General features: G+C 69.7%; 26 protein-coding genes. 8 read left to right on the forward strand and 18 right to left on the reverse strand.

The annotated features are described in order from the left end of the window. Positions 1-83: 83 nt before the first annotated feature. Positions 84-800, reverse strand: coding sequence for an SDR family oxidoreductase (locus OG210_RS11410; RefSeq protein ID WP_328329929.1), 717 nt, complete (start codon positions 798-800; stop codon positions 84-86). Positions 801-872: 72 nt separating this feature from the next. On the opposite strand from OG210_RS11410, the gene OG210_RS11415 reads away from it, so the two are divergent. Further along, positions 873-1,688 (forward strand): helix-turn-helix transcriptional regulator, encoded by an 816-nt coding sequence (locus OG210_RS11415; protein ID WP_328329927.1) that lies wholly within the window; start codon positions 873-875, stop codon positions 1,686-1,688. Between the two features lie 55 nt (positions 1,689-1,743). Here the strand turns inward: OG210_RS11415 and OG210_RS11420 are convergent, their stop codons facing one another. The 3 genes from OG210_RS11420 to OG210_RS11430 form a co-directional block, all read right to left on the reverse strand. Continuing rightward, a complete protein-coding gene (locus tag OG210_RS11420) occupies positions 1,744-2,139 on the reverse strand; it encodes a RidA family protein (RefSeq protein ID WP_328329925.1) in 396 nt (131 codons plus the stop codon). 77 nt (positions 2,140-2,216) lie between these two features. Then, entirely contained in the window at positions 2,217-3,242 is a 1,026-nt protein-coding gene (locus OG210_RS11425) for an NlpC/P60 family protein (RefSeq protein WP_328329923.1), read from the reverse strand. Positions 3,243-3,549: 307 nt separating this feature from the next. Beyond that, complete coding sequence (locus tag OG210_RS11430; RefSeq protein WP_371536160.1) at positions 3,550-4,203, reverse strand: class I SAM-dependent methyltransferase; 654 nt, start codon at positions 4,201-4,203, stop codon at positions 3,550-3,552. Between the two features lie 178 nt (positions 4,204-4,381). Here OG210_RS11430 and OG210_RS11435 point away from each other — a divergent pair, with 178 nt between their 5' ends. Then, entirely contained in the window at positions 4,382-5,026 is a 645-nt protein-coding gene (locus OG210_RS11435) for a dihydrofolate reductase family protein (RefSeq protein ID WP_328329920.1), read from the forward strand. Positions 5,027-5,129: 103 nt separating this feature from the next. Here the strand turns inward: OG210_RS11435 and OG210_RS11440 are convergent, their stop codons facing one another. From OG210_RS11440 to OG210_RS11450, 3 genes are read right to left on the reverse strand one after another with little or no spacing between them, the layout of a single operon-like run. Next, the gene (locus tag OG210_RS11440) at positions 5,130-5,903 is read right to left on the reverse strand and encodes a hypothetical protein (RefSeq protein WP_371536163.1); all 774 of its coding nucleotides are present in this window, start codon (positions 5,901-5,903) and stop codon (positions 5,130-5,132) included. Then, positions 5,900-7,420 (reverse strand): C2 family cysteine protease, encoded by a 1,521-nt coding sequence (locus OG210_RS11445; protein WP_328329916.1) that lies wholly within the window; start codon positions 7,418-7,420, stop codon positions 5,900-5,902. The genes OG210_RS11440 and OG210_RS11445 overlap by 4 nt, the downstream gene beginning before the upstream one ends. Continuing rightward, a complete protein-coding gene (locus OG210_RS11450) occupies positions 7,417-7,755 on the reverse strand; it encodes a hypothetical protein (protein ID WP_328329914.1) in 339 nt (112 codons plus the stop codon). Before OG210_RS11450 ends, OG210_RS11445 begins: the two co-directional genes overlap by 4 nt. Positions 7,756-8,036: 281 nt before the next feature. On the opposite strand from OG210_RS11450, the gene OG210_RS11455 reads away from it, so the two are divergent. After that, positions 8,037-8,915 carry a MaoC/PaaZ C-terminal domain-containing protein gene (locus OG210_RS11455; RefSeq protein ID WP_328329912.1) on the forward strand — a complete coding sequence of 293 codons (879 nt, stop codon included), beginning with the start codon at positions 8,037-8,039 and terminating at the stop codon, positions 8,913-8,915. Here OG210_RS11455 and OG210_RS11460 read toward each other — a convergent pair. The 6 genes from OG210_RS11460 to OG210_RS11485 form a co-directional block, all read right to left on the reverse strand. Beyond that, positions 8,875-9,498: a TetR/AcrR family transcriptional regulator gene (locus tag OG210_RS11460; protein WP_328335565.1), complete on the reverse strand. Its 624-nt coding sequence runs from the start codon at positions 9,496-9,498 to the stop codon at positions 8,875-8,877. The two genes, OG210_RS11455 and OG210_RS11460, sit on opposite strands and share 41 nt — an antisense overlap. Before the next feature lie 186 nt (positions 9,499-9,684). Further along, positions 9,685-10,986, reverse strand: coding sequence for a dicarboxylate/amino acid:cation symporter (locus OG210_RS11465; RefSeq protein ID WP_371540255.1), 1,302 nt, complete (start codon positions 10,984-10,986; stop codon positions 9,685-9,687). Between the two features lie 529 nt (positions 10,987-11,515). Next, positions 11,516-11,812 carry a DUF4229 domain-containing protein gene (locus OG210_RS11470; protein WP_328329908.1) on the reverse strand — a complete coding sequence of 99 codons (297 nt, stop codon included), beginning with the start codon at positions 11,810-11,812 and terminating at the stop codon, positions 11,516-11,518. Between the two features lie 151 nt (positions 11,813-11,963). Next, a complete protein-coding gene (locus OG210_RS11475) occupies positions 11,964-12,488 on the reverse strand; it encodes a GNAT family N-acetyltransferase (RefSeq protein WP_328329906.1) in 525 nt (174 codons plus the stop codon). 94 nt (positions 12,489-12,582) lie between these two features. Next, positions 12,583-13,761, reverse strand: a complete 1,179-nt coding sequence (gene mqnE, locus OG210_RS11480; RefSeq protein WP_328329905.1) for an aminofutalosine synthase MqnE — start codon at positions 13,759-13,761, stop codon at positions 12,583-12,585. Between the two features lie 103 nt (positions 13,762-13,864). After that, the gene (locus OG210_RS11485; RefSeq protein ID WP_164259277.1) at positions 13,865-14,320 is read right to left on the reverse strand and encodes an Lrp/AsnC family transcriptional regulator; all 456 of its coding nucleotides are present in this window, start codon (positions 14,318-14,320) and stop codon (positions 13,865-13,867) included. A 97-nt stretch (positions 14,321-14,417) separates the two neighbouring features. On the opposite strand from OG210_RS11485, the gene OG210_RS11490 reads away from it, so the two are divergent. Further along, positions 14,418-14,555, forward strand: a complete 138-nt coding sequence (locus tag OG210_RS11490; protein ID WP_328335721.1) for a hypothetical protein — start codon at positions 14,418-14,420, stop codon at positions 14,553-14,555. Positions 14,556-14,587: 32 nt separating this feature from the next. Here the strand turns inward: OG210_RS11490 and OG210_RS11495 are convergent, their stop codons facing one another. From OG210_RS11495 to OG210_RS11510, 4 genes are read right to left on the reverse strand one after another with little or no spacing between them, the layout of a single operon-like run. Then, positions 14,588-15,286, reverse strand: a complete 699-nt coding sequence (locus OG210_RS11495) for a UbiX family flavin prenyltransferase (RefSeq protein WP_328329903.1) — start codon at positions 15,284-15,286, stop codon at positions 14,588-14,590. A gap of 59 nt (positions 15,287-15,345) precedes the next feature. Continuing rightward, a complete protein-coding gene (locus OG210_RS11500) occupies positions 15,346-15,909 on the reverse strand; it encodes a Uma2 family endonuclease (protein ID WP_328329901.1) in 564 nt (187 codons plus the stop codon). A gap of 44 nt (positions 15,910-15,953) precedes the next feature. Then, positions 15,954-16,856, reverse strand: a complete 903-nt coding sequence (gene mqnP, locus OG210_RS11505) for a menaquinone biosynthesis prenyltransferase MqnP (RefSeq protein WP_328329900.1) — start codon at positions 16,854-16,856, stop codon at positions 15,954-15,956. After that, positions 16,853-18,310 (reverse strand): menaquinone biosynthesis decarboxylase, encoded by a 1,458-nt coding sequence (locus tag OG210_RS11510; RefSeq protein ID WP_328329898.1) that lies wholly within the window; start codon positions 18,308-18,310, stop codon positions 16,853-16,855. The genes mqnP and OG210_RS11510 overlap by 4 nt, the downstream gene beginning before the upstream one ends. Positions 18,311-18,485: 175 nt before the next feature. Here OG210_RS11510 and OG210_RS11515 point away from each other — a divergent pair, with 175 nt between their 5' ends. The 4 genes from OG210_RS11515 (at position 18,486) to OG210_RS11530 (ending at position 23,265) form a co-directional block, all read left to right on the forward strand. Further along, on the forward strand, positions 18,486-18,884 hold the full coding sequence (locus tag OG210_RS11515) for a PLD nuclease N-terminal domain-containing protein (protein ID WP_328329896.1): 399 nt from the start codon (positions 18,486-18,488) through the stop codon (positions 18,882-18,884). A gap of 52 nt (positions 18,885-18,936) precedes the next feature. Further along, positions 18,937-19,455 carry a nucleoside deaminase gene (locus OG210_RS11520; protein ID WP_371536170.1) on the forward strand — a complete coding sequence of 173 codons (519 nt, stop codon included), beginning with the start codon at positions 18,937-18,939 and terminating at the stop codon, positions 19,453-19,455. A gap of 139 nt (positions 19,456-19,594) precedes the next feature. Continuing rightward, the gene (locus tag OG210_RS11525; protein WP_328329892.1) at positions 19,595-21,691 is read left to right on the forward strand and encodes a hypothetical protein; all 2,097 of its coding nucleotides are present in this window, start codon (positions 19,595-19,597) and stop codon (positions 21,689-21,691) included. After that, the gene (locus tag OG210_RS11530; protein ID WP_328329890.1) at positions 21,688-23,265 is read left to right on the forward strand and encodes a hypothetical protein; all 1,578 of its coding nucleotides are present in this window, start codon (positions 21,688-21,690) and stop codon (positions 23,263-23,265) included. The genes OG210_RS11525 and OG210_RS11530 overlap by 4 nt, the downstream gene beginning before the upstream one ends. On the opposite strand, the gene OG210_RS11535 is transcribed toward OG210_RS11530, so the two are convergent. Continuing rightward, a complete protein-coding gene (locus tag OG210_RS11535; RefSeq protein ID WP_328329888.1) occupies positions 23,235-23,762 on the reverse strand; it encodes an SRPBCC domain-containing protein in 528 nt (175 codons plus the stop codon). The genes OG210_RS11530 and OG210_RS11535 overlap by 31 nt on opposite strands. Positions 23,763-23,858: the final 96 nt, after the last annotated feature.

Here is a 23,858-nt window from a genome sequence, read left to right on the forward strand (position 1 = left end):
CGATGCCCCCCGCCTCCCCTCCAACACGGGAAAGGCAGGGGCCTGTTCGCCGGCCGCCGCCGCATCAGCGGCGGAATCATCGATCACCAGGGCACGGGGGTCCCGTCCCAGGAGAAGAAGCCACCGGTGGGGCCGTCGTCCGGCAGCAGGGCCAGGCGGAGGGCGCCCCGCGCCGCCTCGGCCGGGTCGCCGCCGGCCGCGGCGGCCCGGGGGTTGAGATCGGTGGCCCGCAGGCCGGGTGCGAGCGCGTTGACCTTGAAGCCGTCATCGGCCAGCGTTTGGGCGTAGAAGATGGTGAGGGCGTTGAGGGCGGCCTTGGACGACCGGTAGGCGGCACCGTTGCCGCTTCCCGGGGCGAACTGGGGGTTGGGGTTCGTGCTCCAGGTCAGCGACGCGGTGCCGCTGGAGATGTTGACGATGCGCGGGTGCGGGGACCGGCCCAGGGCGGGCAGGAAGGCATTGGTCACCGCCATCACCCCGAACACGTTGGTCTCGTACGTGCGCCGGGTCTCCTCGACGGGAGTGTCGGTCGGCGAGGCGAGTGACGGTGAGATGCCGGCGTTGTTGACCAGCACGTCCAGGCGTTCCACCTGAGCCGCGGCCTGCGCGATGCCGTCGGGATCCGTCACGTCGAGGACCAGCAGCCGGGCGCCGGTACCGATCTCTTCGACGGCCCGCTGCCCGCGCGCCAGGTCGCGGGCGCCCACGTACACGGTGAGGCCCTCGGCCACGAGCAGCCGGGCGATGTCCTTGCCGATGCCCTTGTTGGCACCGGTGACCAGAGCTGTGCGAATGTTCATGGGAGCTACGTTCCTCTGGCGGCAGGTGCTCTGCCAGGGACAGTCCGTACCAGGCAAGCGGCAGGAGGTGGCATGGCGCGGCAGGAGCTGGCCCGCTTTCTGCGGGACCGCCGGGCGGGTCTGCGTCCGCACGAGGCCGGGCTGACGACGGCGGGCACGCTCCGCCGTACGCCGGGCCTGCGCCGTGAGGAGGTGGCGGAGCTCGCCCACATGTCGGTCGACTACTACACGCGGCTGGAGCAGGCCCGGGGGCCGCGGCCATCGCCTCGGATCCTGGACGCGCTGGCCCAGGTCCTGCGACTCACACCTGCCGAGCGCAGCCACCTGTTCCGCCTGGCGGGAACGGACGCGCCGCCCGGCAGCAACGCCGTACGGCGGGTACGCCCGCACGTGGCCCGGATGCTGGAGCGGCTGCCGGAGACCGCCGCCATTGTCACTGACGCGTCGTACGGCGTCATCGCCCGGAACCCCCTGGCCCAGGCACTGCTCGGCGGCGACTTCGCACGTGGGACGACGAACCTGGCCCGGCGCCGCTTCCTGGACCAGGGCCGGATGTACGAGAGCTCCAGCGCCGAGGAGTTCGGGCACATCGTGGTGGCACGTCTCCGCCGGGCCGCCGACCGCTACCCGCACGACCCGCGGGTGACCGCCCTGCTGGCCGAACTGCATGCCGGAAGCGAGGAGTTCCGGCAGATCTGGCAGACACGTCCGGTCCACGCCCCTGGCCACCGCACCAAGACCCTGGACCACCCAGAGGCCGGCCCGCTGCGGTTGAACTGCGACGTCCTGCTCGTGCCCGAGGATGACCAGGAAGTCGTCCTGATCACGGCCGACCCCGGATCATCTGCCGTGCGGGCCCTGCACAGGCTGGCCGGGCAGGCGACCTGAAACGACAGACCTGAGGGGGCGCCGCCCGGCGCCCCCTCAGGTCACCGGCCTCACTTCACCCGACGGCCGGCGCCACAGCCCATGCCTCGATCTCGACCCGGAAGGCGGGATGCACCAGCCCGGCGACCTGTACCAGCGAGCAGGCCGGAGGATGCGCCGGATCCTGGTGCTCGTCGCGTACCCGGCGGAACGCCGGCAGATCCTGCAGGTCGGTGAGGAACACGGTCAGCTTGACCACCTGCGCCAGGCTCGAACCCGCCGCTTCCAGGGCGGTGGCCAGGTTCGCGTACACCTGCCGCACCTGGGCCTCGGCGTCGCCCTCACCCACCGGACGGCCTTCACCGTCCACCGGAACCTGACCCGAGACCGCGACGACCGCCCCCGTGAACGCCACAGCGTGGCTGTAGCCGTTCACGGGCGGCGCCCCGTCAGGCCGTACGAAGTGCTGCACCGCTCCCCCATATCAACACCGGCATCAACACCGCCATCAAACAGCAACGAGCAGTCCCGCCGCCCGTCAGGGCCTGATCAGATACGCACCGCGGCCTGGAAGCTGCCGATGGTGTTCATCGACTCGTAGCGGACGTAGGCGCCCGGGTACGGGGCGTGGAGCACGGTGTTGTTGCCCGCGTAGAGCCCCACGTGCTGGGTGTTGTTGAAGAACACCAGGTCGCCCGGCTTCAGCTGGCTGCGCGAGATGCGGGTGCCCTCGTTGATCTGGGTGTACGTGGTGCGGGTGATCTGGGCGCCGGCCTGGGCGTAGGACCACTGGGTCAGACCCGAGCAGTCGAAGGAGTTGGGGCCGGTGGCGCTGCGTACGTACGGCTTTCCCACCCGGGTGGCGGCGGCCTGGAGAGCGGCGGCGCCGACGGCGGAGGCGGGGGCCTCGTGGCCGAGCTCGACCCGGTCACCCGCGTCGCGGCTGGCACGCACGTCGTCGTCACGCATCTTCGCGCGCTCGGCGACAGTCAGCGTGTTGAGTACTTTCTGCGCCTCGGCGAGCTTGCCCTGCTGCTGCTTCTTCCGCTCACCCAGCGTCTTGCGGACGTCCGCGAGGTCGTGCAGTTTGCCCTGGGCCTCCGTGCGCTCCTGCGCGAGGGACCGCTGCTTCTTCTGGATCTTCGCCAGCGCCTCGGCCTGCCTGGCCGTCAACTGGTCGAGCGCGGAGGCCCGGTCGAGGAAGGTGTCCGGGTCGGAGGCGAGGAAGAGCTGCACCGAGGGGTCGATGCCCCCGTCGCGGTACTGCGAAGCGGCGATCGAACCGAGGTCGGCGCGGAGCGTGTTGAGCTCCTGCTGACCGCGCGCCACCCTGTCCTGCAGCGCGCTGGTCTGCTTCTCCAGCTTCTGCTGCTGCTCCTTGGCCCCGTTGTACTGCTCGGTGGCCACCTCTGCCTCGTCGTAGAGCTTGTCGACCTTCGCCTTCACCTCGCTCTTGGTCGGCTTGGGATCGGCCTGAGCGGCCTGGGAGGTCAGGGCCACGGCGGCAGCGGCGGTCGCGGTGAGCACGGTCACGCGGGCACGGCTCGGCTGCTTGGGACGACGGTGGGACGCCACGAAGGCGAGCTCCTTCTTCCTCAAAGCCGCCTACCGGGCTGTGGGGGAAGCAAATCCCCGGCTCCGCACACATCACGGACTCGGCGGTGCCTTCACTGACACCCCGGATGGGTGATCAATCGTGCGAAGGTTCGAGGCAACCCTAGTGACCTTCTTGTAACCATTACAATCTTCACAGGAAGAAACTCGACCCACGACGCACTTCTTTACTCACAACGCACGGCGCGTAGTGGCGACTTGACGGCCCGTTGCGTAACTCACGACACATCGCCGCAGGGCACCCCGTCTCACTGAGTGGGCCCTCGGTCTACGCCTTGCATGCGAGGAGCTGGACTTCCTGGAACTGCCGCTTGTCCGTGGGCTTCGGCTCGATCACCAGGCGGGCCGACTCTGCCAGTCCGTGATCGCACAGGAGCTCGGCGAAGCGATCGGGGGACCAGCGGTAGGCCGTCGCCACCGTGTGGTCGTAGGCCTGCGTCTCGTTGTGGGAGACGTCAGTGGCAGCGAACTCGATCAGCAGGTGCCCGCCGGGGGCCAGGACGCGGGCAATCTCGGCCAGGACGGCGGGCAGGTCCTGCGGCGGTGTGTGGATGACGGACCACCGCGAGAGCACCCCGCAGAGGGCGCCGTCCTCGATGTCCAGCGCGGCCATCGAGCCGACCTCGAACCGCACCCCGGGGCTGGCTTCGCGAGCGAGCTCGACCATGACGGGGGAGGCGTCGACTCCGAAGGCGTTCAGGCCCAGCTCGCGGAGGTGAGCTGTGACGTGCCCCGGCCCGCAGCCGAGATCCGCGACCTCGCCGCCGCCGTTCGTCCGTACCAGCTCCGCGAAGGCATTCAGGAGGGCGCGCTCCAGAGGACGGTCGCGCAGGGAGTCGTGGAACAGCTCCGCGTAGGTGGTGGCGATGGCGTCGTACGCCTCGCGGGTGGCGTGCAGGGTGTCGGTGTCGAGTTCGGTCACCCGGAGACCGTAGCGGGAGTAGGAGAAGAGGGCCTGCGTTTCCAGGATGTCCGCCTCCGCCGGCCGGCCGGCCGGTTTCTGGCCGGTTTCTGGCCGGTCGCTGACGACGGAGCGATGAGTTTCGCCGGCCCGGAGAGTCTCACTCGCACCACCGTTGTCGACAACATGGAAGGAAGAAATGGCTCAGCTACTGAGAGTGCAGAACTTCACCGTCTCCAGTGACGGAATCGCCGCCGGCGAGGATCAGACCCTTGAGCACCCCTTCGGCCACGTCGATCCCGGGAAGCTGTTCGCCTGGGCCGGCGCCACGGCCAGCTGGCCCATGCGTACCGACCCCGGGGGGAGCCGGGGCCTGGACGACTACCTCACGCGCGACTTCCCACGCAACATCGGTGCCGAGATCATGGGCCGCAACAAGTTCGGCCCCCAGCGCGGGCCCTGGCCCGACCACGAGTGGCGCGGCTGGTGGGGCGACGAACCCCCGTTCCACACGCCGGTGTTCGTCATGACGCACCATGAGCGCCCTTCGTTCACGCTCTCCGACACCACGTTCCACTTCGTCGACGGCGACCCGGCCACGGTCCTGGAGCAGGCGCGGAAGGCGGCGCAGGGCAAGGACGTCCGGCTCGGCGGCGGGGTCACCACCATCCGGGAGTTCCTCGACGCCGACCTCGTCGACACCCTGCATGTGGCGGTCGCACCGGTGAAGCTCGGGACCGGACTGCGGCTGTGGGAGTCCCCCGATGAGCTGCTCGACCGGTTCCACCTCGATGTCGTGCCCAGCCCGAGCGGGATGACACACCACCTGTTCTGGCGGAAGTGAAACGCCGAGCCCCCTCGGGAGGGCCACTGCGGCCCACCGGAGCCTCCTCGGGAAGGCCATCGCGGCCCACCGCAGCCTCCTGCGGCCGGGCCGTTTCGTAGCATCAGCCCCCGGCAGGCCCGATGAGCCGGAGGTCCACGTACCCGGAGTGCGAGCTGCTCTCGGCGGGGGTGCCGTCACCGACGTTGATGTCCGCCACCTTCCACAGGCGGCCGGCGAATTCGAGGGTGTCGCCCACACGGGCGTCCCGGTAGGCGGCGTCCCCGCCGTCGCGGCTCGCGATGCCGATGTCGGCGCGCGGGCCCGGGTTGATCTCCGTCACCACCGCGCTGTACTGCCCGCTGTACTCGTTGTCCGGCACGTGCCACCTGAGGCGGAAACGGCCGTCGACCAGAGACGGCCACGTGGCCTCGGAGCTGGGCTTGGGTGACTCGGTCACGTTCTTCTGGCCCTTCGGTGTGAGTACCACTCGGTACGTGCAGATCTGCGCCACCCTGAACGAGGCGCCGCCCACGGTGACGGCCTGGCCCGGCTTCACGGTCCAGGCCTGGGTGCCGGCTTCAGCCGAGCCGAGACCTGTCCCGTTGGTCAGGACGGCGCTACGGGCCGAGCCGTCCGACCTCGCCACCTTGTACGACACATTTCCGGCACCGCCGGGCAGCTTGACGAAGCCGCCGCGCAGCACGTGGAACCCCTTCGCCGCAGAGTCACCGGCGCACACCGGGCCCTTGTCGGCGGGCGGCGCGGGGCTCGCCGCGGAGGCACTCGTCGCGGACACGCTGGGGGACGGGGGCTGTTCGGCCTGCTTCCCGCCCGAGCCACAGCCCGCGGCGAGCAGCACACAGCCGGTGGCCGCGAGGATGCGAACCGCCTTCATGACTTGGGCACCTCCAGAGCCTGCGGATTCCCGAAAAACTCCCTGTATTGGTCGGGAGTGGCCACGATGTCCTTGTTGGGCGGGCCCCATGGGTTACCGAGCACGATGTTCCCGTTCTCGAACCCCTTGACGAAGTAGACGTGGCGGGTGGAGAACGTGGTTCCCCATGTGTCCTGGCCCTTCTTGTTCACATCGTCCCCGCTGCCCGTGCTGACAATCACCGGGTGCCCCGACTCGAAACTCGTCCGCACCGAATCCACACTGTTGTCGATGCCCTTGGAATCATGACCGGTGACATAGGGAGGGGCCTTCTCGTTGTAGTCCCACTCGATCGCCCCGTACGTCCCGTGCTCCGTGCGGTCGTAGCGCTTGTCACCCTCATGACCGTCCGGTGCGCCGCCGTCGTCGCCGCCATAGACGAGAGCGAATGCCTTCTCGTAGTAGGCGGGCCACATGGCTCCCTTGGCATGGGCGGTCATAGGGGTGCCGTCCTTGTCCAGCGGTACGTCCGGGGTGACGGTGACCCACCGCTGGTTACCGTCCTTGTCCCAGATGCGGACGTTGACGGTGCCGTTGGGATTCTGTCTGATCCCGTCACGGATGAACTGCGGGTTCACCTGGGCCGTCGACGTGAGTGATGCGATGTACCAGCAATCCCCGAACCGGCCCTGGTTGATGTCTGCGGCGTTGATGTCCTGCCCGTTGGAGCCAGGGGCGAACAGAGGGTCGGACGGAATGCCCCAGTGCATTCCCTTGGCGTCCGCTCCGGACTGGGAATTCTTGCCGTCCAGATAAGCGTCCGTCGTGTCGAACCCCGGCTGCATTCCCGGAAAAGCCGCCTGGGCCTTGGCCCAGTGAGCGGGGCCGAGCTTCGCCAGGATCCTGCTGAGATGGTCACGGCGCTCGCCCTCAGGCAGACCGTTCTCGTCCCACCACTTCCAGCCGCTGTCGTCCGTGTTGTTGATCAGGTCGTTGTAGCGCTTCAGATCGGCCTCGGGAACACGGTCGAAGAAGGCGTCCAGTTCGGCGGACGTCATCCCCTCCAGCATGCTCTCGACCTTCTTCAGATCGTCTCGGTTCCCGTTGGTGCCGAAGTCCTTGCCGTCGAGTTCCTTGATCTGCTTCAGCGCGTCTTTGATGTGCTGCTCGTCGGCAGGGGCCTCGTCTGCGAAAAGGAGAGCCGGGTCGACCGCGTAGCCGTGGTCGATGAGCATCTCGCACTCGTCGAGCTGCTTGCTGCGGCGGTCCATCGAACCGGCCATATTGCCCAGTTCGTCGTCCAGCACTCCGGGCATCTGCGCGGGGCCGCCGAACAGCGACGGCATGAAGAAGACCTGACCGACCAGGGGCTGCAGGAGCGGGTCGGTGGTAGCCGGTTTGCCCTTCATGAGCTGGGTCGCCTCAGTGAGGACGAAGGCCAGGTCCCGGTGCAATCCACGTGCATCGCTGCCCAGTTTGCGCAGACTGCCGGCGAGGGCGCGTATCTCTGCGCTGTCGAAGCCACGGAATTCGGTCAATGCCCCGGTCCCGTCTTCCGTTTGGCCGAGCCCGCCTTCGCCTCGTCGTCGAGCCGGTCCGCCTCGGTGTCCCAGCGGCCCGCATCGTGCATGAGCGCGGACGCCATCTGCCCCAGCGTGCTCTTGCGATTCGCGATCTGCCGCGTCGATTGCGTGGCGAACGGCCCTCGCCAGAGCGGAGGATCGGTCTGCTGGGCCTTCTTCGCCGCCCCGTCGAGATGAGGCCCGAGCTTCTTGGCCAGCGTACGAGCCTTGCGCGCACAGGCGCGCAGATCGGCTGCGCGCTTGTTCAGCTGCTCCGGCGTTTCCCCCGCCGGTTCGTCCGGTCGTGCCATGGTGCATCCCCCTTGCCCCGCCAACCCCCTGATCGGCCGGTCAGGCTAACACCCCACAGCCCGGGCGCACTTGGACCAATGCAGGCTCGCGGTGCCTCCGAGCTGGCCGGCCTCGGCCGGGAGGAACCGGGCATGGCCACCCGTGCCGGGCTCGACCTCATCTCCGCGGAACGGGGCGTACGGGCCGCGCAGCCGCGGTGGCCCAGCCACCTCGACCAGAAGCTGACCCCCAGGTAACCTTACCCAGGAGTAAATACCGTACGGATCACGGAGCCTGGACCATGAGTGACCGCCGCACGCACTCCCCCGGCCTGCTGCCCTCCATGGTGCGCGGTGCCGTGACCTCGCCGTTCAAGCGGGCAGTGCCGGCCGGGGCGACGCTGCCCGCGACCCGGCTGGTGCGGGACCGGATGCGTATCGATCCCGGGCGTCTCGCCTCGTACGCCCGGGTCTGCGGCTTCGAGCAGGGTGGCCCGCTCCCGCTCACGTATCCGCATGTTCTCGGCTTTCCGTCGGCCATGCGGCTGATGACGGCGCGCGCCTTCCCGCTGCCGGTTCTCGGGCTCGTCCATACCGGTATCGAGATCACCCGGCGGCGGGCCCTGCATCCCAGCGATGCGCCTGAACTGACCGTCTACGCGGACCGGTTGAGACCACACCGGCGCGGCACCGAAGTCGTCATGGTGACCGAGGGCAGAGTCGCGGGTGAGCTGGTCTGGGAGTCCCGGAGTACGTATCTGGCCCGGCACCCCGTGCCGGGCGGTGCTGCGGACCGTACGCACCACGACGTCGCCCCCGTCATCCCCGTCACCCCGGCCACCACCGCCACCTGGGAGCTCCCCGCCGGTCTGGGGCGTCGTTACGGTGCCGCCTCCGGTGACCGCAACCCGATCCACCTCCACCCCCTCACCGCGAAGCTCTTCGGCTTCCCGCGCGCCATCGCGCACGGCATGTGGACCGCCGCCCGGTGCCTGGCCGCCGCCGAGGTACCCGAAGACGTCCACGTACGTATCGAGTTCAGGGCGCCCGTACTGCTGCCGGGGACCGTGACGTACGCCGCCGGAGCGGGTGCCTTCCAGGTGCTGAGCCAGGGGTCCGACGGGGCGGAGCGGATTCACCTCACGGGCGCGGTGACGGCGCCCAGCGCTCCCCGTTCATAAGGTTCTCCAGGCCCGACCAGGCGAAGTTCATCAGCGTCGACGCGGCCTCCTTGGCCGAGACTCCGGGCATCCCGTTCGCCCATCCGGCGAGGGATTCCGCCGCACCCACCAAGGCCTGCGCGAGGCCCGCCACATCGCCGTCCGGCAGCGCCGGGTCGCGGTGCGCCTCGCGGGCGGCCGCGGCGATCAGGCCCGTCACGAAGCTCGTGATCTCGTCGCGCATCGCGGTGACTTCGGCGACGAACGGCTCCCCGTGCGTACGGGCCTGGTGGTGCAGGATGTTCCAGCCGTCCGGGTGGCCCGCCGTGTGCTCGAAGAAGGCGCCGACGCCGTGCCACAGCTGCCGGTCCGCGGGGTCCGCGGGGTCCACCCCGGCCCGTACCGCCGCCACCAGCGACTGGGCCTCGCGGCGGATGCACGCGGTGAAGAGCTCTTCCTTGGAGTTCAGGTAGAGGTAGACCAGGGGCTTGGACACGCCTGCCAGTTCGGCGATCTCGTCCATCGAGGCGGCCCGGTACCCGCGCTGCCCGAAGGTCCGCACGGCAGCGGCCATCATCTGCTGCTCGCGCACCGCCCTCGGCATCCGCTTGGCCTTGGCCGCCTTGACCGCACTCACCTCAGAGCCCCTCCAGCCAGTTGGTCCACACCAGGCAAGGGTACGGGTCCGGCCCCTCTCCGTCGTACGGGAGAGGGGCCGGGTGGCGTGAAGTGATCGATCAAGCAGAGGCGAACGGTCAACAGCGGTGAACGGTCAGGCCGCGGCGAACGGTCAGGCCGCGACCGGGACCGACTGCTTCTCCTCGACGTCGGCGGCGGGCACCTCGCGCTCGTCGACCGGGGAGGCCGAGGCGGAGTTGAACGCGTCCAGGTCCAGGATCTTCTCGCGTGCCGAGACGATGACCGGGATCATCGCCTGGCCGGCGACGTTCGTCGCGGTGCGCATCATGTCCAGGATCGGGTCGATCGCCATCAGCAGGCCCACACCCTCCAGCGGGAGCCCCAGCGTGGAGAGGGTCAGCGTCAGCATCACGGTCGCGCCGGTCAGTCCGGCGGTGGCCGCCGAGCCGATGACCGAGACGAAGGCGATCAGCACGTAGTCCTGGATGCCGAGGTGCACGTCGAAGATCTGCGCGATGAAGATCGCGGCGATCGCCGGGTAGATCGAGGCGCAGCCGTCCATCTTGGTGGTCGAGCCGAACGGCACCGCGAACGAGGCGTACTCCTTCGGCACACCGAGCCGCTCGGTGACCCGCTGGGTGACCGGCATGGTGCCGACCGAGGAGCGGGAGACGAACGCCAGCTGGATCGCGGGCCAGGCGCCCTTGAAGAACTGCAGCGGGTTGACCTTGGCGACCGTCGCGAGCAGCACCGGGTAGACGACGAACATCACCAGCGCGCAGCCGACGTAGATGTCGGCGGTGAACGTCGCGTACTTGCCGATCAGGTCCCAGCCGTAGTCGGCGATGGCGAAGCCGATCAGACCGATGGTGCCCAGCGGCGCGAGGCGGATGACCCACCACAGGGCCTTCTGGAGCAGTTCGAGCACGGCCTCGCTGATCTTGAGGATCGGCTCCGCCTTCGTACCGAGCTGGAGCGCGGCGATACCGGCGACGGCGGCCATGAAGACGATCTGCAGGACGTTCAGCTGAGTGAACGGCGTGACGACGTCCGTCGGCACGATGCCGGTCAGGAAGTCGATCCAGGAGCCGGAACCGTCGGGCGCCTTGCCGTCCTTCGGCGTGAGGCCGGTGCCCGCGCCGGGGTTGGTGATCAGGCCGATCGCGAGGCCGATGACGACCGCGATCAGCGACGTGATCATGAACCACATGACCGTACGGGTGGCCAGCCGGGCCGCGTTGTTGACCTTGCGCAGATTGGTGATCGACACCAGGATCGCGAAGAAGACGAGCGGGGCGACCGCCAACTTCAGCAGCTGGATGAAGATGCCGCCGACGTGCTCCAGCGTGGACTTGAGCCAGCTGATGTCCTGGCTGCGCGCCAGCCAGCCGAGCAGGACACCCAGGATCAGACCGGTGATGATCTGGGCCCAGAACGGGAACTTGTCGGATATTCGGGACTTCGCGGGACCGGCGCTGGGGCTGTCGGTCGAGTTCGCGGTGGAATGCACGGAACTCGCGGGAGTCTCAGGACTCTCGGAACCTGCGGACATGGGGACACTCCGGTGAGGACGCAGCTGTGTGCTCGGCAAGGAGCACGGGGGACGGGGGCGCGGCGCCTATCAAGTGGGGCGCCGCCGCATGAGGCCGATCAGAAGCGGCGACAGGCCGCGGACATGCAGCGGCAGAGATCGACATGCAGGCGCTCCACGAGCGCAGGGCTCCTGGGGTGCGGGCGCACGGCTGTCTTCATGTCGAACACGTTAACACTTGAACTTTGAGTGCCTCAAAGCCGTTCTTTGGGTCAGGGGTGCGGTAGTGCGCGAAAACGCCGGGACCCCGGTGCTGGAGCGACTCGCTCCGGCCCGGGGTTCCCGGCGTGTGTGACGTAACTTACGGTGCTTGCCCGCACCTTGGGACGGCCGTGGGGCCGGACGGCTGTGGGGCTGCGAAGCTGCCGCTGGGGCGCCCGCCGCGGCCTGCCTACTGGGTGAGACCGTCCTCCTGCGTACGGTTGGCCTCCAGCTTGGCCTTGGTCCGCTCGACCTTGTTGATCAGCTGCTCGGACATCTTGTCGCGCTGCTTGCGCAGCAGCACGAAGCTGAGCGGCGCGGAGATGACCAGCGCCAGCAGGATCGTCCAGATGAAGTTGGAGCCGCCCAGCCCCTTGGGGATGACGCCGAAGTGGACGAGGACCGCGCAGAAGACCAGGGATCCCATGAAGATGACGATCCGCATCGCGGTGTAGCGAATCGTGGCGCCCGGGTTGGCTACAGACACGGCTGGGGCCTCTCTCTTCGAACCGATGGACTTCGTACCGGCAGACCCTGCTCGCTGAAGCGGCGGATTCTGCTCACTCGCCCTGCCCGACAAGTGAAGCACGCCCCACTTGCGATCACCCCGGCCGGGGTACGGATGCGGCGCGCCGGGGTCAGGAAAGCGGCAGGTACATCATGATGTCGTCGCGGTCGTCGCCGGGGGCGACCCGGATCGCTTGCGGCACCCGGCCCACTTCCTTGTAGCCGCAGGACTCGTAGAACCGGTCCACCCCGGTGCCGCCCCGGCAGGTGAGGCGGATCGCCTCGATGCCGTCGAGGGTGCGGGCGGCGTCCGCCGCCGCGGCCATCAGGTCACGGCCGTACCCCTTGCCCTGGTGGGAGGGGTGGACCATCACCGTGTAGAGCCAGATCCAGTGGCGCATCAGACGGTGCGTGTTGAGCGTGAGGAACGCGGTGGCGGCGACCGTACCGCTCTCGTCGCGGCCGGCCAGCAGCCTGACGCGGCCCTCGGCCATCGCGGTCAGGTGCTTGATCAGTTCCGGGCGGACATCGTCGGACGTGACCGGCGGGACGAATCCGACGGCGCCGCCGGCGTTCGACACATCCGCCCAGAGCGCGGCCACTTCGTCCCGCAGCCTGGCGTCCATCCGCGGGTCCAGCTGAAACGTGAGGCTCATGCGTCCAGCGTAGGAAAGCACGGAACCCCGGCCGTGGCCGGGGTTCCGTCGCGTCACCGAAGCAGGAGGCGAAGCGGTCAGGGAGCGGACCGGTTCAGAAGCGCATCGGCTGCGGAGCGTCGCGGCGGGCCGGGTCCGGGCCGTCGAACTCGCGGACGATCTCGTACTGCGTGTTGCGCTCGACCGGGCGGAATCCCGCGTCACGGATGAGTTCGAGCAGGTCCTCGCGGCCGAGCTTGTTCGGCGTGCCGTAGTTGTCGGCGTCGTGGGTGATCTTGTACTCGACCACCGAGCCGTCCATGTCGTCGGCACCGTGCTGCAGCGCGAGCTGCGAGGTCTGGACGCCGTGCATGGGCCAGAAGACCTTCACGTGCGGGACGTTGTCGAAGAGCAGCCGGGAGACCGCGAAGGTCTTCAGCGCCTCGGCGCCGGTCGCCATCGTGGTGCGCGCCTGGAGCTTGTTGCGGATCTTGCCGTCCTTCATGTCCACGAAGTCGTGCTGGTAGCGCAGCGGGATGAAGACCTGGAAACCGCCGGTCTCGTCCTGGAGTTCACGCAGCCGCAGGACGTGGTCCACGCGGTGGCGCGGCTCCTCGATGTGGCCGTACAGCATCGTCGCCGGGGTCTTGAGACCCTTCTCGTGGGCGAGGCGGTGGATGCGCGACCAGTCCTCCCAGTGGGTGGCGTGGTCGACGATGTGCTGCCGGACCTCCCAGTCGAAGATCTCGGCGCCGCCACCGGTGAGCGATTCGAGGCCGGCCTCGATCAGCTCGTCCAGGATCTCCGAAGCGGAGAGCCCGGAGATTGTCTCGAAGTGGTGGATCTCCGTCGCGGTGAACGCCTTGAGGGCGACCTGCGGGAGGGCTTCCTTCAGCGCGCTGAGCGAGCGCGGGTAGTACCGCCACGGCAGCGTCGGGTGCAGGCCGTTGACGATGTGCAGCTCGGTGAGGTTGTCGCCCTCCATCGCCTTGGCGAGGCGGACGGCCTCCTCGATACGCATCGTGTACGCGTCCTTCTCGCCCGGCTTGCGCTGGAACGAGCAGTAGGCGCACGAGGCGGTGCACACATTGGTCATGTTGAGGTGCCGGTTGACGTTGAAGTGGACAACGTCGCCGTTCTTGCGCGTACGCACCTCGTGGGCGAGGCCGCCGAGCCAGGCCAGGTCGTCCGTCTCGTAGAGCGCGACGCCGTCCTCGCGGGTCAGCCGCTCACCGGCCCGGACCTTCGCCTCGATCTCGCGCTTGAGGCCTACATCGTTGATCGACGCAGTCATGTGCGGCCGCCTCCCATATGCGTACGTAAACAACCAGCCAACCGTACTCCCCCGCCCGCACGGCTCAGGGACCCGGCTGGCAGCCGCCTCGAAAGGCCCTGGGTCAGCTCGGCTCGGGCAGCTCTCCGACGCGGTTCTCCCACTTGGTGGAGAGCACGATCGTGGTGCGGGTGCGGGAGACGCCACGGGTGCCGCTGAGCCGGCGGATCGTGCGCTCCAGGCCGTCCACGTCGTCGACCCTGACCTTGAGCATGTACGAGTCGTCGCCCGCGATGAACCAGGCGTCCTCGATCTCGGCCAGGTCCTTGAGCCGGTGGGCGACGTCCTCGTGGTCTGCGGCGTCCGAGAGCGAGATACCGATGAGCGCGGTCACCCCGAGGCCGAGGGACTTGGCGTCGACGGTGGCGCGGTAACCGGTGATCACACCGGCCGCCTCGAGGCGGTTGATGCGGTCGGTGACGCTGGGCCCGGAGAGCCCGACGAGCCGGCCGAGCTCGGCGTAGGAGGCCCTGCCGTTCTCCCGCAGCGCCTGGATGAGCTGCCTGTCCACCGCGTCCATACTGTTGAAGCCTTCCATTATTCAGCAATATCGCGAGTTTACGTCTAGAATCTAAGGCGCGCAGGGAAAACGCCCTGCGAATCTTCCATCAGGAGTGATGTTCACCGTGTACACGATCGAGATGGCCTACGCCCGCATGCGTGAGCTGCAGGACCAGGCCAACCGTTCGCGTGACCAGCGGCTCGCCACCGCGACGCCGGCCCGCCGTACGAAGCGGCACACCAAGAAGCGCTGACCGCCCGCCGGGGCCTGGCCCGGCACAGCGCATCAGTCGTCCTTGCGGGAGCCACCGAGCTCTCCCTCCCAGCGGCGGTACAGCCGGTGCGGCACCCCTGCCGCGTCGAGCGCCCGGCCCGCGACGAAGTCCACCAGGTCCTGGATGTGCGTCGCCCCCGCGTAGAACGCCGGAGAGGCGGGCAGCACCACGGCGCCCGCCTCGTCCAGGGACACCAGGTGACGCAGCGTCTGGCCGTTGAGCGGGGTCTCCCGCACCGCGACCACCAGCGGGCGGCGCTCCTTGAGCGTCACGCTCGCCGCCCGCTGGAGCAGGTCCTTCGAGAGTCCGAGCGCGACCCCGGCCACGCAGGCGGTGGACGCCGGGACGATGAGCATTCCCTTGACCGGGTACGAACCGGATGACGGCCCGGCGGCCAGATCCCCGGCGGCCCAGTGCCGTACGGCTCCGGTCCCCTCGGCGAAGAGGCCCGGGTCCACCGCGAAGGTGTCCGGCTTCCCGTCCGCGCCCCTGGCCAGCCAGGCCCGCAGGTCCTCCCGCCAGTGCGCGTCACGGAAGGCGATCCCGGTCTCGTCGAGCAGGGTCAGCCGCGACGAGCGGCTGACCACCAGGTCCACGGCCTCGCCCGCGTCGAGCAGCCCGCGGAGCACGGCCGCCGCGAAGGGCGTACCGGACGCCCCGGAGACTCCGACGATCCACGGCCGCCGCGGCTGCTGACTGTGTACATTCACGCGCTCCACGTGTCCGAGCCTATCCGGGCCCGCCCGGCCGGCCGGAGACGGGAGGCAGGTCAGGTGTGCTGGGGGTCCACCGGGAGCGCGCCGGTGTCGATGGTGAGCGGGCCGAGGCCGGTCTCCACCGTGAGGATCTTTCCGTACGGGATCGTGTCGCGGCCCGCGTAGCCTTCGGGCCCCGGGTTCCACAGCGTCACGCAGTGTGCCTTGTACGGGTCGAAGATGAGGTAGTTGCGGATCCCCTGGGCCGCGTACGCCCGGTTCTTGATCTCGTAGTCATTGCGCACACTACTGGGCGAGACGACCTCGACAGCGAGCTCGACCAGGTCTGCTGGGTAGACACTCAGATTCCTGGCTTCCTCGGCCGCCGGGATGAGCGCCAGATCCGGGCAGAGCTCGAAATCAGCCGAGAACGGGAAGCTCACATCGCTGACCCAGGCCCAGTCCGACGTCAGCTGCGGATCCAGGAAGTTCCACAGAAAGCGGATCGTCTTGGCGTGGAACGCCCGTACCGGACTCATCACGATGTTGCCCTCGACAATCTCCGTCCGGTAGCCCGGGAACATGTCCTCGAACCGGATGAGCTGCGAGTGCAGGTGTTCGGTCTCCGAAAGCGTCACGTCGGCCTCCCTGTCCCTGCACCCGATGATAGGCCGCACCGTACTCACACGGTCAGACCCCGAACCAGCAGATCGAGCAGAGCGCACACGAACAGGGCAATCCCGATGAAGCCGTTCACCGAGAAGAAGGCCCGGTTCAGCCGGGACAGGTCGTGCGGCTTCACGACGTTGTGCTCGTAGACGAAGGCCACCGCGACGATCACCAGGCCGGCCCAGAAGAACGCCCCGGCGTCCGTCGCCACCCCGTACCAGACCAGCAGGGCCGTGGTCACGGCGTGGCAGGCGCGGGCGCCGTACAGCGCGGCCGGGATACCGAAGCGGGCCGGCACCGACTTCACTCCATGGGCGCGGTCCGCCTGGACGTCCTGGCAGCCGAAGATCAGGTCGAAGCCGCCGATCCAGATACCGACCGCGAGGCCGAGGACGACCGCGTCCCAGGACCACTGACCGGTGATCGCCAGCCAGGCGCCGACCGGGCCGATGGCCTGGGCGAGGCCGAGGATCGCGTGCGGGAAGTTGGTGAAGCGCTTCCCGTACGGATAGACCACCATCGGGATGACCGCGATGGGCGCGAGCGCCAGGCACAGCGGGTTCAGCGCCGCCGCCGCACCGAGGAAGACGACGACCGCGACCAGCGCGCCCGTCCAGGCCGACCTCACCGAGACCGCGCCGGTGACCAGTTCGCGGGAGGCGGTGCGCGGGTTCCGGGCGTCGATCTCCCGGTCGATGATGCGGTTGCAGGCCATCGCGAAGGTACGGAGGCCGACCATCGCGATCGTCACCAGGAGCAGCCGCCCCCAGTGGATGTTGCCGTCGAGGCGGTACATCGCGGTCAGTGCGGCGATGTACGCGAAGGGCAGCGCGAAGACCGAGTGCTCGATCATCACCAGGCGGAGGAACGCCTTGGTCCTGCCCGGTTGCGGCAGCGCGGCGGCGGATGCGCTCACAGGCCGTACTCCTTCCAGCGCTTCGTCACCCGGTCGGCGACAGCAGGGTCGGACCGCACCATCTCGGGCCAGCCGCCGTCCCGGGTGTAGCCCTCCTCGGGCCACTTCCTGGTGGCGTCGATACCGGCCTTGCCGCCCCAGAACTGCTGGTAGGAGGCGTGGTCGAGATGGTCGACCGGCCCTTCGGCGACGGTCAGGTCACGTGCGTAGTCCGTGTTGCCGAGGGCCCGCCAGGACACCTCGTGCAGATCGTGCACATCGCAGTCCGCGTCCACCACGACGATCAGTTTGGTGAGCGACATCATGTGCGCGCCCCAGACGGCGTGCATCACCTTCTGGGCGTGCTTCGGGTACTTCTTGTCGATCGAGACGATCGCGCAGTTGTGGAAGCCGCCCGACTCCGGCAGGTGGTAGTCCACGATGTCCGGAATGATGATCTTGAGCAGCGGCAGGAAGAAGCGTTCCGTCGCCCTGCCCAGCGGGCCGTCCTCGGTCGGCGGACGGCCGACGACGATCGACTGGAGCAGCGGACGGCGGCGCATCGTGACGCAGTCGATCGTCAGTGCGGGGAACGGTTCCTGCGGGGTGTAGAAGCCGGTGTGGTCGCCGAAGGGGCCCTCCGGCAGCGTCTCGCCGGGCTCCAGCCAGCCCTCCAGGACGACTTCGGCCTGGGCGGGGACCTGGAGCGGGACCGTCCTGCAGTCCACCATCTCGATCCGCTTGCCCTGCACGAAGCCGGCGAAGAGGTACTCGTCGATGTCCTCGGGGAGCGGGGCCGTGGAGGCGTACGTCACGGCGGGCGGCGCGCCGAAGGCGATGGCGACGGGCAGCCGCTCGCCCTTCCTGGCGGCGACCGCGTAGTGGTTGCGGCTGTCCTTGTGGATCTGCCAGTGCATCCCGATGGTGCGCTTGTCGTGGCGCTGGAGCCGGTAGAGGCCGAGATTGCGGATACCGGTCTCGGGGTGCTTGGTGTGCGTGAGCCCGAGGTTGAAGAAGGAGCCGCCGTCCTCGGGCCAGGTGAAGAGCGCCGGGAGCCGGTCGAGGTCCACGTCGTCGCCGGTGAGGACCACTTCCTGGACCGGGGCGGCCTCCGGCTTCACCTTCTTCGGCGGTACGTGGACCATCGTGCCCAGCTTGCCGAAGGCTTCCCGTACGCCGACGAAGCCCTGCGGCAGCTCGGGCTTGAGCAGACCGCCGATCCGGTCGCTGATCTCGTCGTACGAGCTGAGGCCGAGGGCCTTGAGCAGCCGCCGGTCGGTGCCGAAGACGTTCATCGCCAGGGGCATCGACGCACCCTTGACGTTCTCGAAGAGCAGGGCCGGGCCGCCCGCCTTGTTGACGCGGTCGACGATCTCCCCGACCTCCAGGTGGGGGTCGACCTCGACCTTGATGCGCTTGAGGTCGCCGTCGCGCTCCAGCGCCCTGAGCAGCGAGCGAAGATCGTCGTAAGCCATGCGGTCCAGTCTGTCATCCCCAGCGGTGAAGCCGGAGCCCGCCATGTGCCGGGCGGGACGGAGGACCGGTCCGCGGTGGCGAGCGGCGCGGCGGCCGGTGCCCGACCGTTACTCTGTGGCCGTCATCGGGGCGTTGCGGACGTCTCGCAGCCATTCCCGGGGGGACCGTTCGACCATGCTCAGGTATCTGCCCTTCCTGCTGGTCCTGGCGCTGTGGATCTACGCGTTCATCGACTGCCTGAACACGCCGGAGGAGGAGGTCCGCGGTCTGCCCAAGGTCATCTGGGTCCTCGTCATCCTGCTCTTCGGCGAGGTGCTCGTCGGCCCGATCGCCTGGATCGTGGCGGGCCGGGCACGGCGCGGCGCCGCCGGCGCGCCCGCCGGGCGGCAGCGCAGCGGGCGGGCCGCCTGGACGGCGCCGGACGACAATCCGGAGTTCCTCGACAGCCTGCGCGAGGAGAACAAGCGCGAGGAGGACAAGAAGGACGAGTCGCTCCTGAAGGACTGGGAGGCGGACCTGCGCCGCCGCGAGAACGAGCTGCGCCGCCGCGAGAGCGGCGAGGGCGCGGCCTGATCGCGGGACACGGCGGACCGGCAGGGACGAGCGGGCGGACAGGACGGAGCAGGTGAACACGGTGGAGCAGCACGGAGATCAGGGCGTCCCGGACCGCGCGCTGGCGCAGCGGTGGCTGGCCACGGCGGTCGCCGAGGCGCGGGCCGGGCTCGCGGAGGGCGGCATCCCGATCGGGGCCGCGCTGTACGGGGCGGACGGCACGCTGCTGGGCCGCGGGCACAACCGGCGGGTCCAGGACGGCGATCCGTCGACGCACGCCGAGACGTCCGCCTTCCGCGCCGCGGGGCGGCAGCGGTCGTACCGGGGCACCACCATGGTCACCACCCTCTCGCCCTGCTGGTACTGCAGCGGTCTGGTCCGGCAGTTCGGGATCTCCCGGCTGGTGGTCGGTGAGGCCGCCACCTTCCACGGCGGCCACGACTGGCTGGCGGAGCACGGGGTGCGGGTCGTCGTGCTCGACGACGCCGAATGCACCGGGCTGATGCGGGACTTCATCGCACGCAGCCCGGAGCTCTGGAACGAGGACATCGGCGAGGACACCGTCGCGGACATCGGCAAGGACATCAGCTAGCAAATCAGCTAGGACACCGCCGCGGAGTGAGGGGCGCCGTCCGCTTCCCGGCACCCGAAACCCTATGCCGCTGCCAACCCACCCTCGGTAAGCTGATGTTGACGCAGTGACATCTGCGCACACCGGCGTGGGAGGTGCTGTGGAAAGGGAGTTGTACGCACGGGGCGGTCTCCTCCACGGCCTCGCACCACGGCTCATCGGCCTGCCGCCGCACGGCTTCCAGCAGACGCCCGTCGAGGCGTTCGGCGGCCACCGGGAGGACCTGCCGGTGACCGTCCTCACCGGTGGGCGCGGCATGGGCAAGACCGTCGTACTCAAACAGCTCCGCACCAACTACCGCGGCCGCACCCCCGTCGCGCTCATCGACTGCGAGCACCCGGACTTCGCGGCGCTCCCGGCCGGCCACCGGCGCGCCCCCTTCTGGTCCCCGGCCACCGAGGCGCTCTCCGTGCTCGGGGAGCAGCTGGGGCCGGCCGTGCGGGGCGCCGGAGCCATCGAGTTCCCCCGGCTCGCCGCCGGTCTGATGGCCATCGCCTCCACCGGGTGGGACCCGAACAACAGCCAGCAGGTGCACGACGAGGCGCTGCGGCTCGGGCTGCTCGTCGAGTCGGGGGCGCGACTCAAGGGCCTGGGCAAGGGCTGGCTCGTCAAGCTCACGGCGAAGTTCGCCGCGCTGTGGACGGGTGCGCCGCCCGGCCTCGACGTCATCGTGGAGACCACCGTCGAGACCCTGCTCGAAGACCTCTTCGACCGGGGCCAGCGCGCCGCGGCCAACTGGTACGGGGACTACCCGGGCGCCGGCGGCCACGCCAAGCGCGGGCTGAATCTGCTGGCCCTGCAGTTCCACCGGCAGCGCGACAGCGACGCCCGCGCGCTCGCCGAGCGGCACCTCGTGGGGGCGCTCCGCGCCGATCTGCGCGCCGCCTACCAGGGGATGGGGCGGCTGCGCCGGGTCGGCAGACCGCTGGTGCTGCTCGACAACGTGCAGGCGCCGCTGGGCCGCAGGCTCCTTGAGCCGGTGCTGCGCGACCGGGCGGCGGGCCGGCTGGACCAGGTCGTCTTCATCGCCGCGCTGCGCGGTGACGACCATCCGGCGCTGCACTCGGCCGAGCGGTGCCTGCTGCCCGAGGTCACCCACTCCACACCCTGGACGCGGGGCACCGAGGTCGCGTCGGGCGCGCTCACCGTGCAGCTGACGGAGCTGGGCCCGGAGCATGTGAGCCAGCTGCTCGACCGCGAGGACCCGGGGATGCGTACCCCGCCGCTGCTGGCCCGCTCCATCCACCGGCTGACCGGCGGGCGCCCGCTCGGGGTGGCGCTGCTGACGAAGGCCGCCGGGCAGGCCGCCGACCGGCTGACCGGGCCCACCGTGCCGGTCGACGACGGCCCCGAGAACCTCACCCCGGGCGTGCTGCTCTCGCTGCCCGTCGCGCTGCGCGAGGACGAGCCGGGCCGCCCGACCGTGACCGAGCTGCTCCAGCAGCTGGTGCCCCCGGCCAGGCTCGACCGGCTCGCGGTGCTGGCCGCCGCGCACAGCACGGCGGACGCCGAAGTGCTCGCGGCCGCCCGGCTCGACCACGACGGCGGCCGGGCCGGCGTCCTGCCGATGCGCGATCTGCTGGCCGACGAGTGCTGGCCGGCCGCGCCCGACCACTTCGTCGGCGACCCTTTCCTGCGCACGCTGCTGCTGCACCGGCTGCGCCACCCCACCGGGGAGTCCTCGTCGGGTTCGGAGCTGTGGCGCGAGGTCCAGGAGACGATGCGCGACCACTGCGCGGAGCTGGCCCCGCGCCGCCTCCACCACGAGCTGGCGCTCGGCAGCACCGAGAACGCCGTCACGCATCTGCGGGACACCTTCCGCGAAGCCGACGCGGCCGCCTGGCTCGACGAGCTGCGCTTCATCGCGTCAGCGCCGCACTTCGCGGAGCACGACGTACGGCGCGCGGTGGCGCTGGGACGGACCGACTCCGAGCAGCAGCCGCCGGCCGGCACCGACCGCATGCTGCATCTGCGCATCCGCCGGCTGCTGTACTGCGTCTGGCAGTTGACCGACCTGCTGGCGCTGCCCGACGAGGGGCTCACGGAGAAGCTGGGCGACGAGCTGGCCCAGCTGTCGGCGCTGCACCCGACCGGCAACGAAGTGCTCTGGCACGCCTCCAGGACCTGGCCGGCGGCCGTCCGGGAGTGGCGGAGCCCGGACCGTACCGCTAGCGACCCAGGGGGCGTCACGCCGTGAGCAACAGGTTCCGCGAGTTCTTCTGGTACACGGGTCTGCGCCGCATCATCACCTCGGCGGTGGTCCTGGTCCTGCTCGCCGGTGCGGGCATCGCCGCGTACGCCATCTACACCCCGGACCTGCACTGCGCGGAGGGCGTCGACCGCCCCGAGCAGGGGGCCGAGTGCATAGGTGTCAACGGCGACGGCTACGACTTCGGGCGGCCCGCGCTGCACGACGTGGCGCAGGCCATCGCCCGTGAGAACAGGACGCTCAAGAAGGGCCAGTACGCGACGGTGGCGCTGCTGCTGCCGCTGACATCGACGGACAGCGACATGGCGAACAAGGTGCTGCACGAGGCGCAGGGCGCGTTCGTGGAGCAGTACCGCGCCAACCACGACGACAACGACCAGGTGCCGAAGATCCGGCTGGTCCTCGCCAACACCGGTGTCGGCAGCGGCCAGTGGGCCACGACGGTGAACAAGCTCAAGGGCATGACCGGCGCCCCGGACCAGCTGCGCGCCGTCTCCGGCGTGGCGACGAGCAGCGACGCCACCCGCGACGCGGTCAAGGAGCTGACCCGCAGCCACATCCCGGTGATCGGCACCACCATCACGGCCGACGACATCTCCAACAGCGCCAAGGGCATTCCCTTCCCGGGGCTCGCCCGGGTCTCGCCGACCAACAAGGACGAGGCCGACGCGCTGAAGAACTTCGCGGACATCGACCCGAAGAAGACGCTCCTGGTGCGCGACACGCACCCCGGCGACCACTACACGGAGACGCTGCGGGCCGCCTTCAACGGAATGCTGGAGGGCGCGCCGTACGAGGACCGGGTGTACACCTCGCCGCCCGACCAGTCCGAGGACGGCTCGACCGCCAACACCTTCGCGCAGATCACCGACGCCATCTGCTCGGCCCGCCAGGTGAACACGATCCTGTTCGCCGGGCGCCACACCCAGCTGCGGCAGTTCGTGAACGCGCTGGGCAACCGGATCTGCGTACGGACGAAGTTCACCATCCTCACCGGTGACGAGGGTTCGTACCTCGGCTACGACACCAAGCTCAACAAGAAGGCGCTGAAGCCCAAGAAGGGCGCGGAGCCGGTGATCGTCCAGTACGCCGCGCTCGCGCACCCCGGCGCCTGGTCGAAGGCGACCGACCCGGACATGCCCGCGACCGGCGGCAGCCCGGCAGACTACACGGCCTTCACCAACGCGGTGGCGGCGGCTTCGGGCAAGGGCGTCGGGCCGATCGGCCCCATCGACAACGCCTCACTGGCCGACGGCCAGGCGATCATCGCGTACGACGGGATGGCGACCGCGGTGACCGGGATCCGCAGGGCCAGGGCGGGCAGCAGCGCCCTGCCGGACATCGAGGACGTCGGCGCGGTCTGGTCGAAGCTGCAGGGGCCGCTGCGGGTGAACGGCGCGAGCGGCTGGATCTGCCTGGACAACTACGGGAACCCGTACGACAAGGCCGTGGCCATAGTGCAGTTGACGCAGACGGGGACCCAGGAGTTCGTGAAGCTCGCCTGGCCCGACAAGACGAAGAAGCCGCCGGCTCAGGAGTGCCTGCCGCCGCGCGGCCGGTAGGCGGCCCGCAGCTCCTGCCGCCGCGCGGTGCTCCCGGCGGCTCCGGCCGTTCCGTCCGGCGGGAACCGGGGGTGGCCCTCCAGGGCGTCGTGCAGCAGCTCGAAGTGCTCGTGCCAGCAGGCCAGTGCGTCGGGCCGCCGGTCACCGGGGCCGGTGAACTCGTGGGTGAAGCGCACCACGGTCGCCTCGGCCCCGACGGATTCCAGATGGAACCGGACACGGCCGTGCCCGGTGAAGGTGTACTCGGCGACCCGCTCGCCGTCCCACGCGGTGAGGGTCCCGGCGGCCACCCCCGGCATGTCGGCTCCGCGCAGGGCGACCCGGCCGCCGAGCCGCGACTCGAAGACCTCGGCGGCGGCGAGCCACTGTCCCAGGCCCACCGGGGTGGCGACCGCGCCCCACACCCGGGTCGTCGCGTACGGCAGGAAGAGGGCGAACCGCAGGGTGTGGGTGTCCCCGTGACTGGTGCTGGTGCCCTGTGCGATCGGCTCGGTCATGGTTCAAGCCTCGCCCGGCGCGGCGTGTTCCACACCGGAAGAGGGCCGGTTCACCGACGCGTGTCGGGAACCGGCCCTCCTGGTGACCATGTGCGG

The organism is Streptomyces sp. NBC_00466 (assembly GCF_041433995.1).
Taxonomy (GTDB): domain Bacteria; phylum Actinomycetota; class Actinomycetes; order Streptomycetales; family Streptomycetaceae; genus Streptomyces.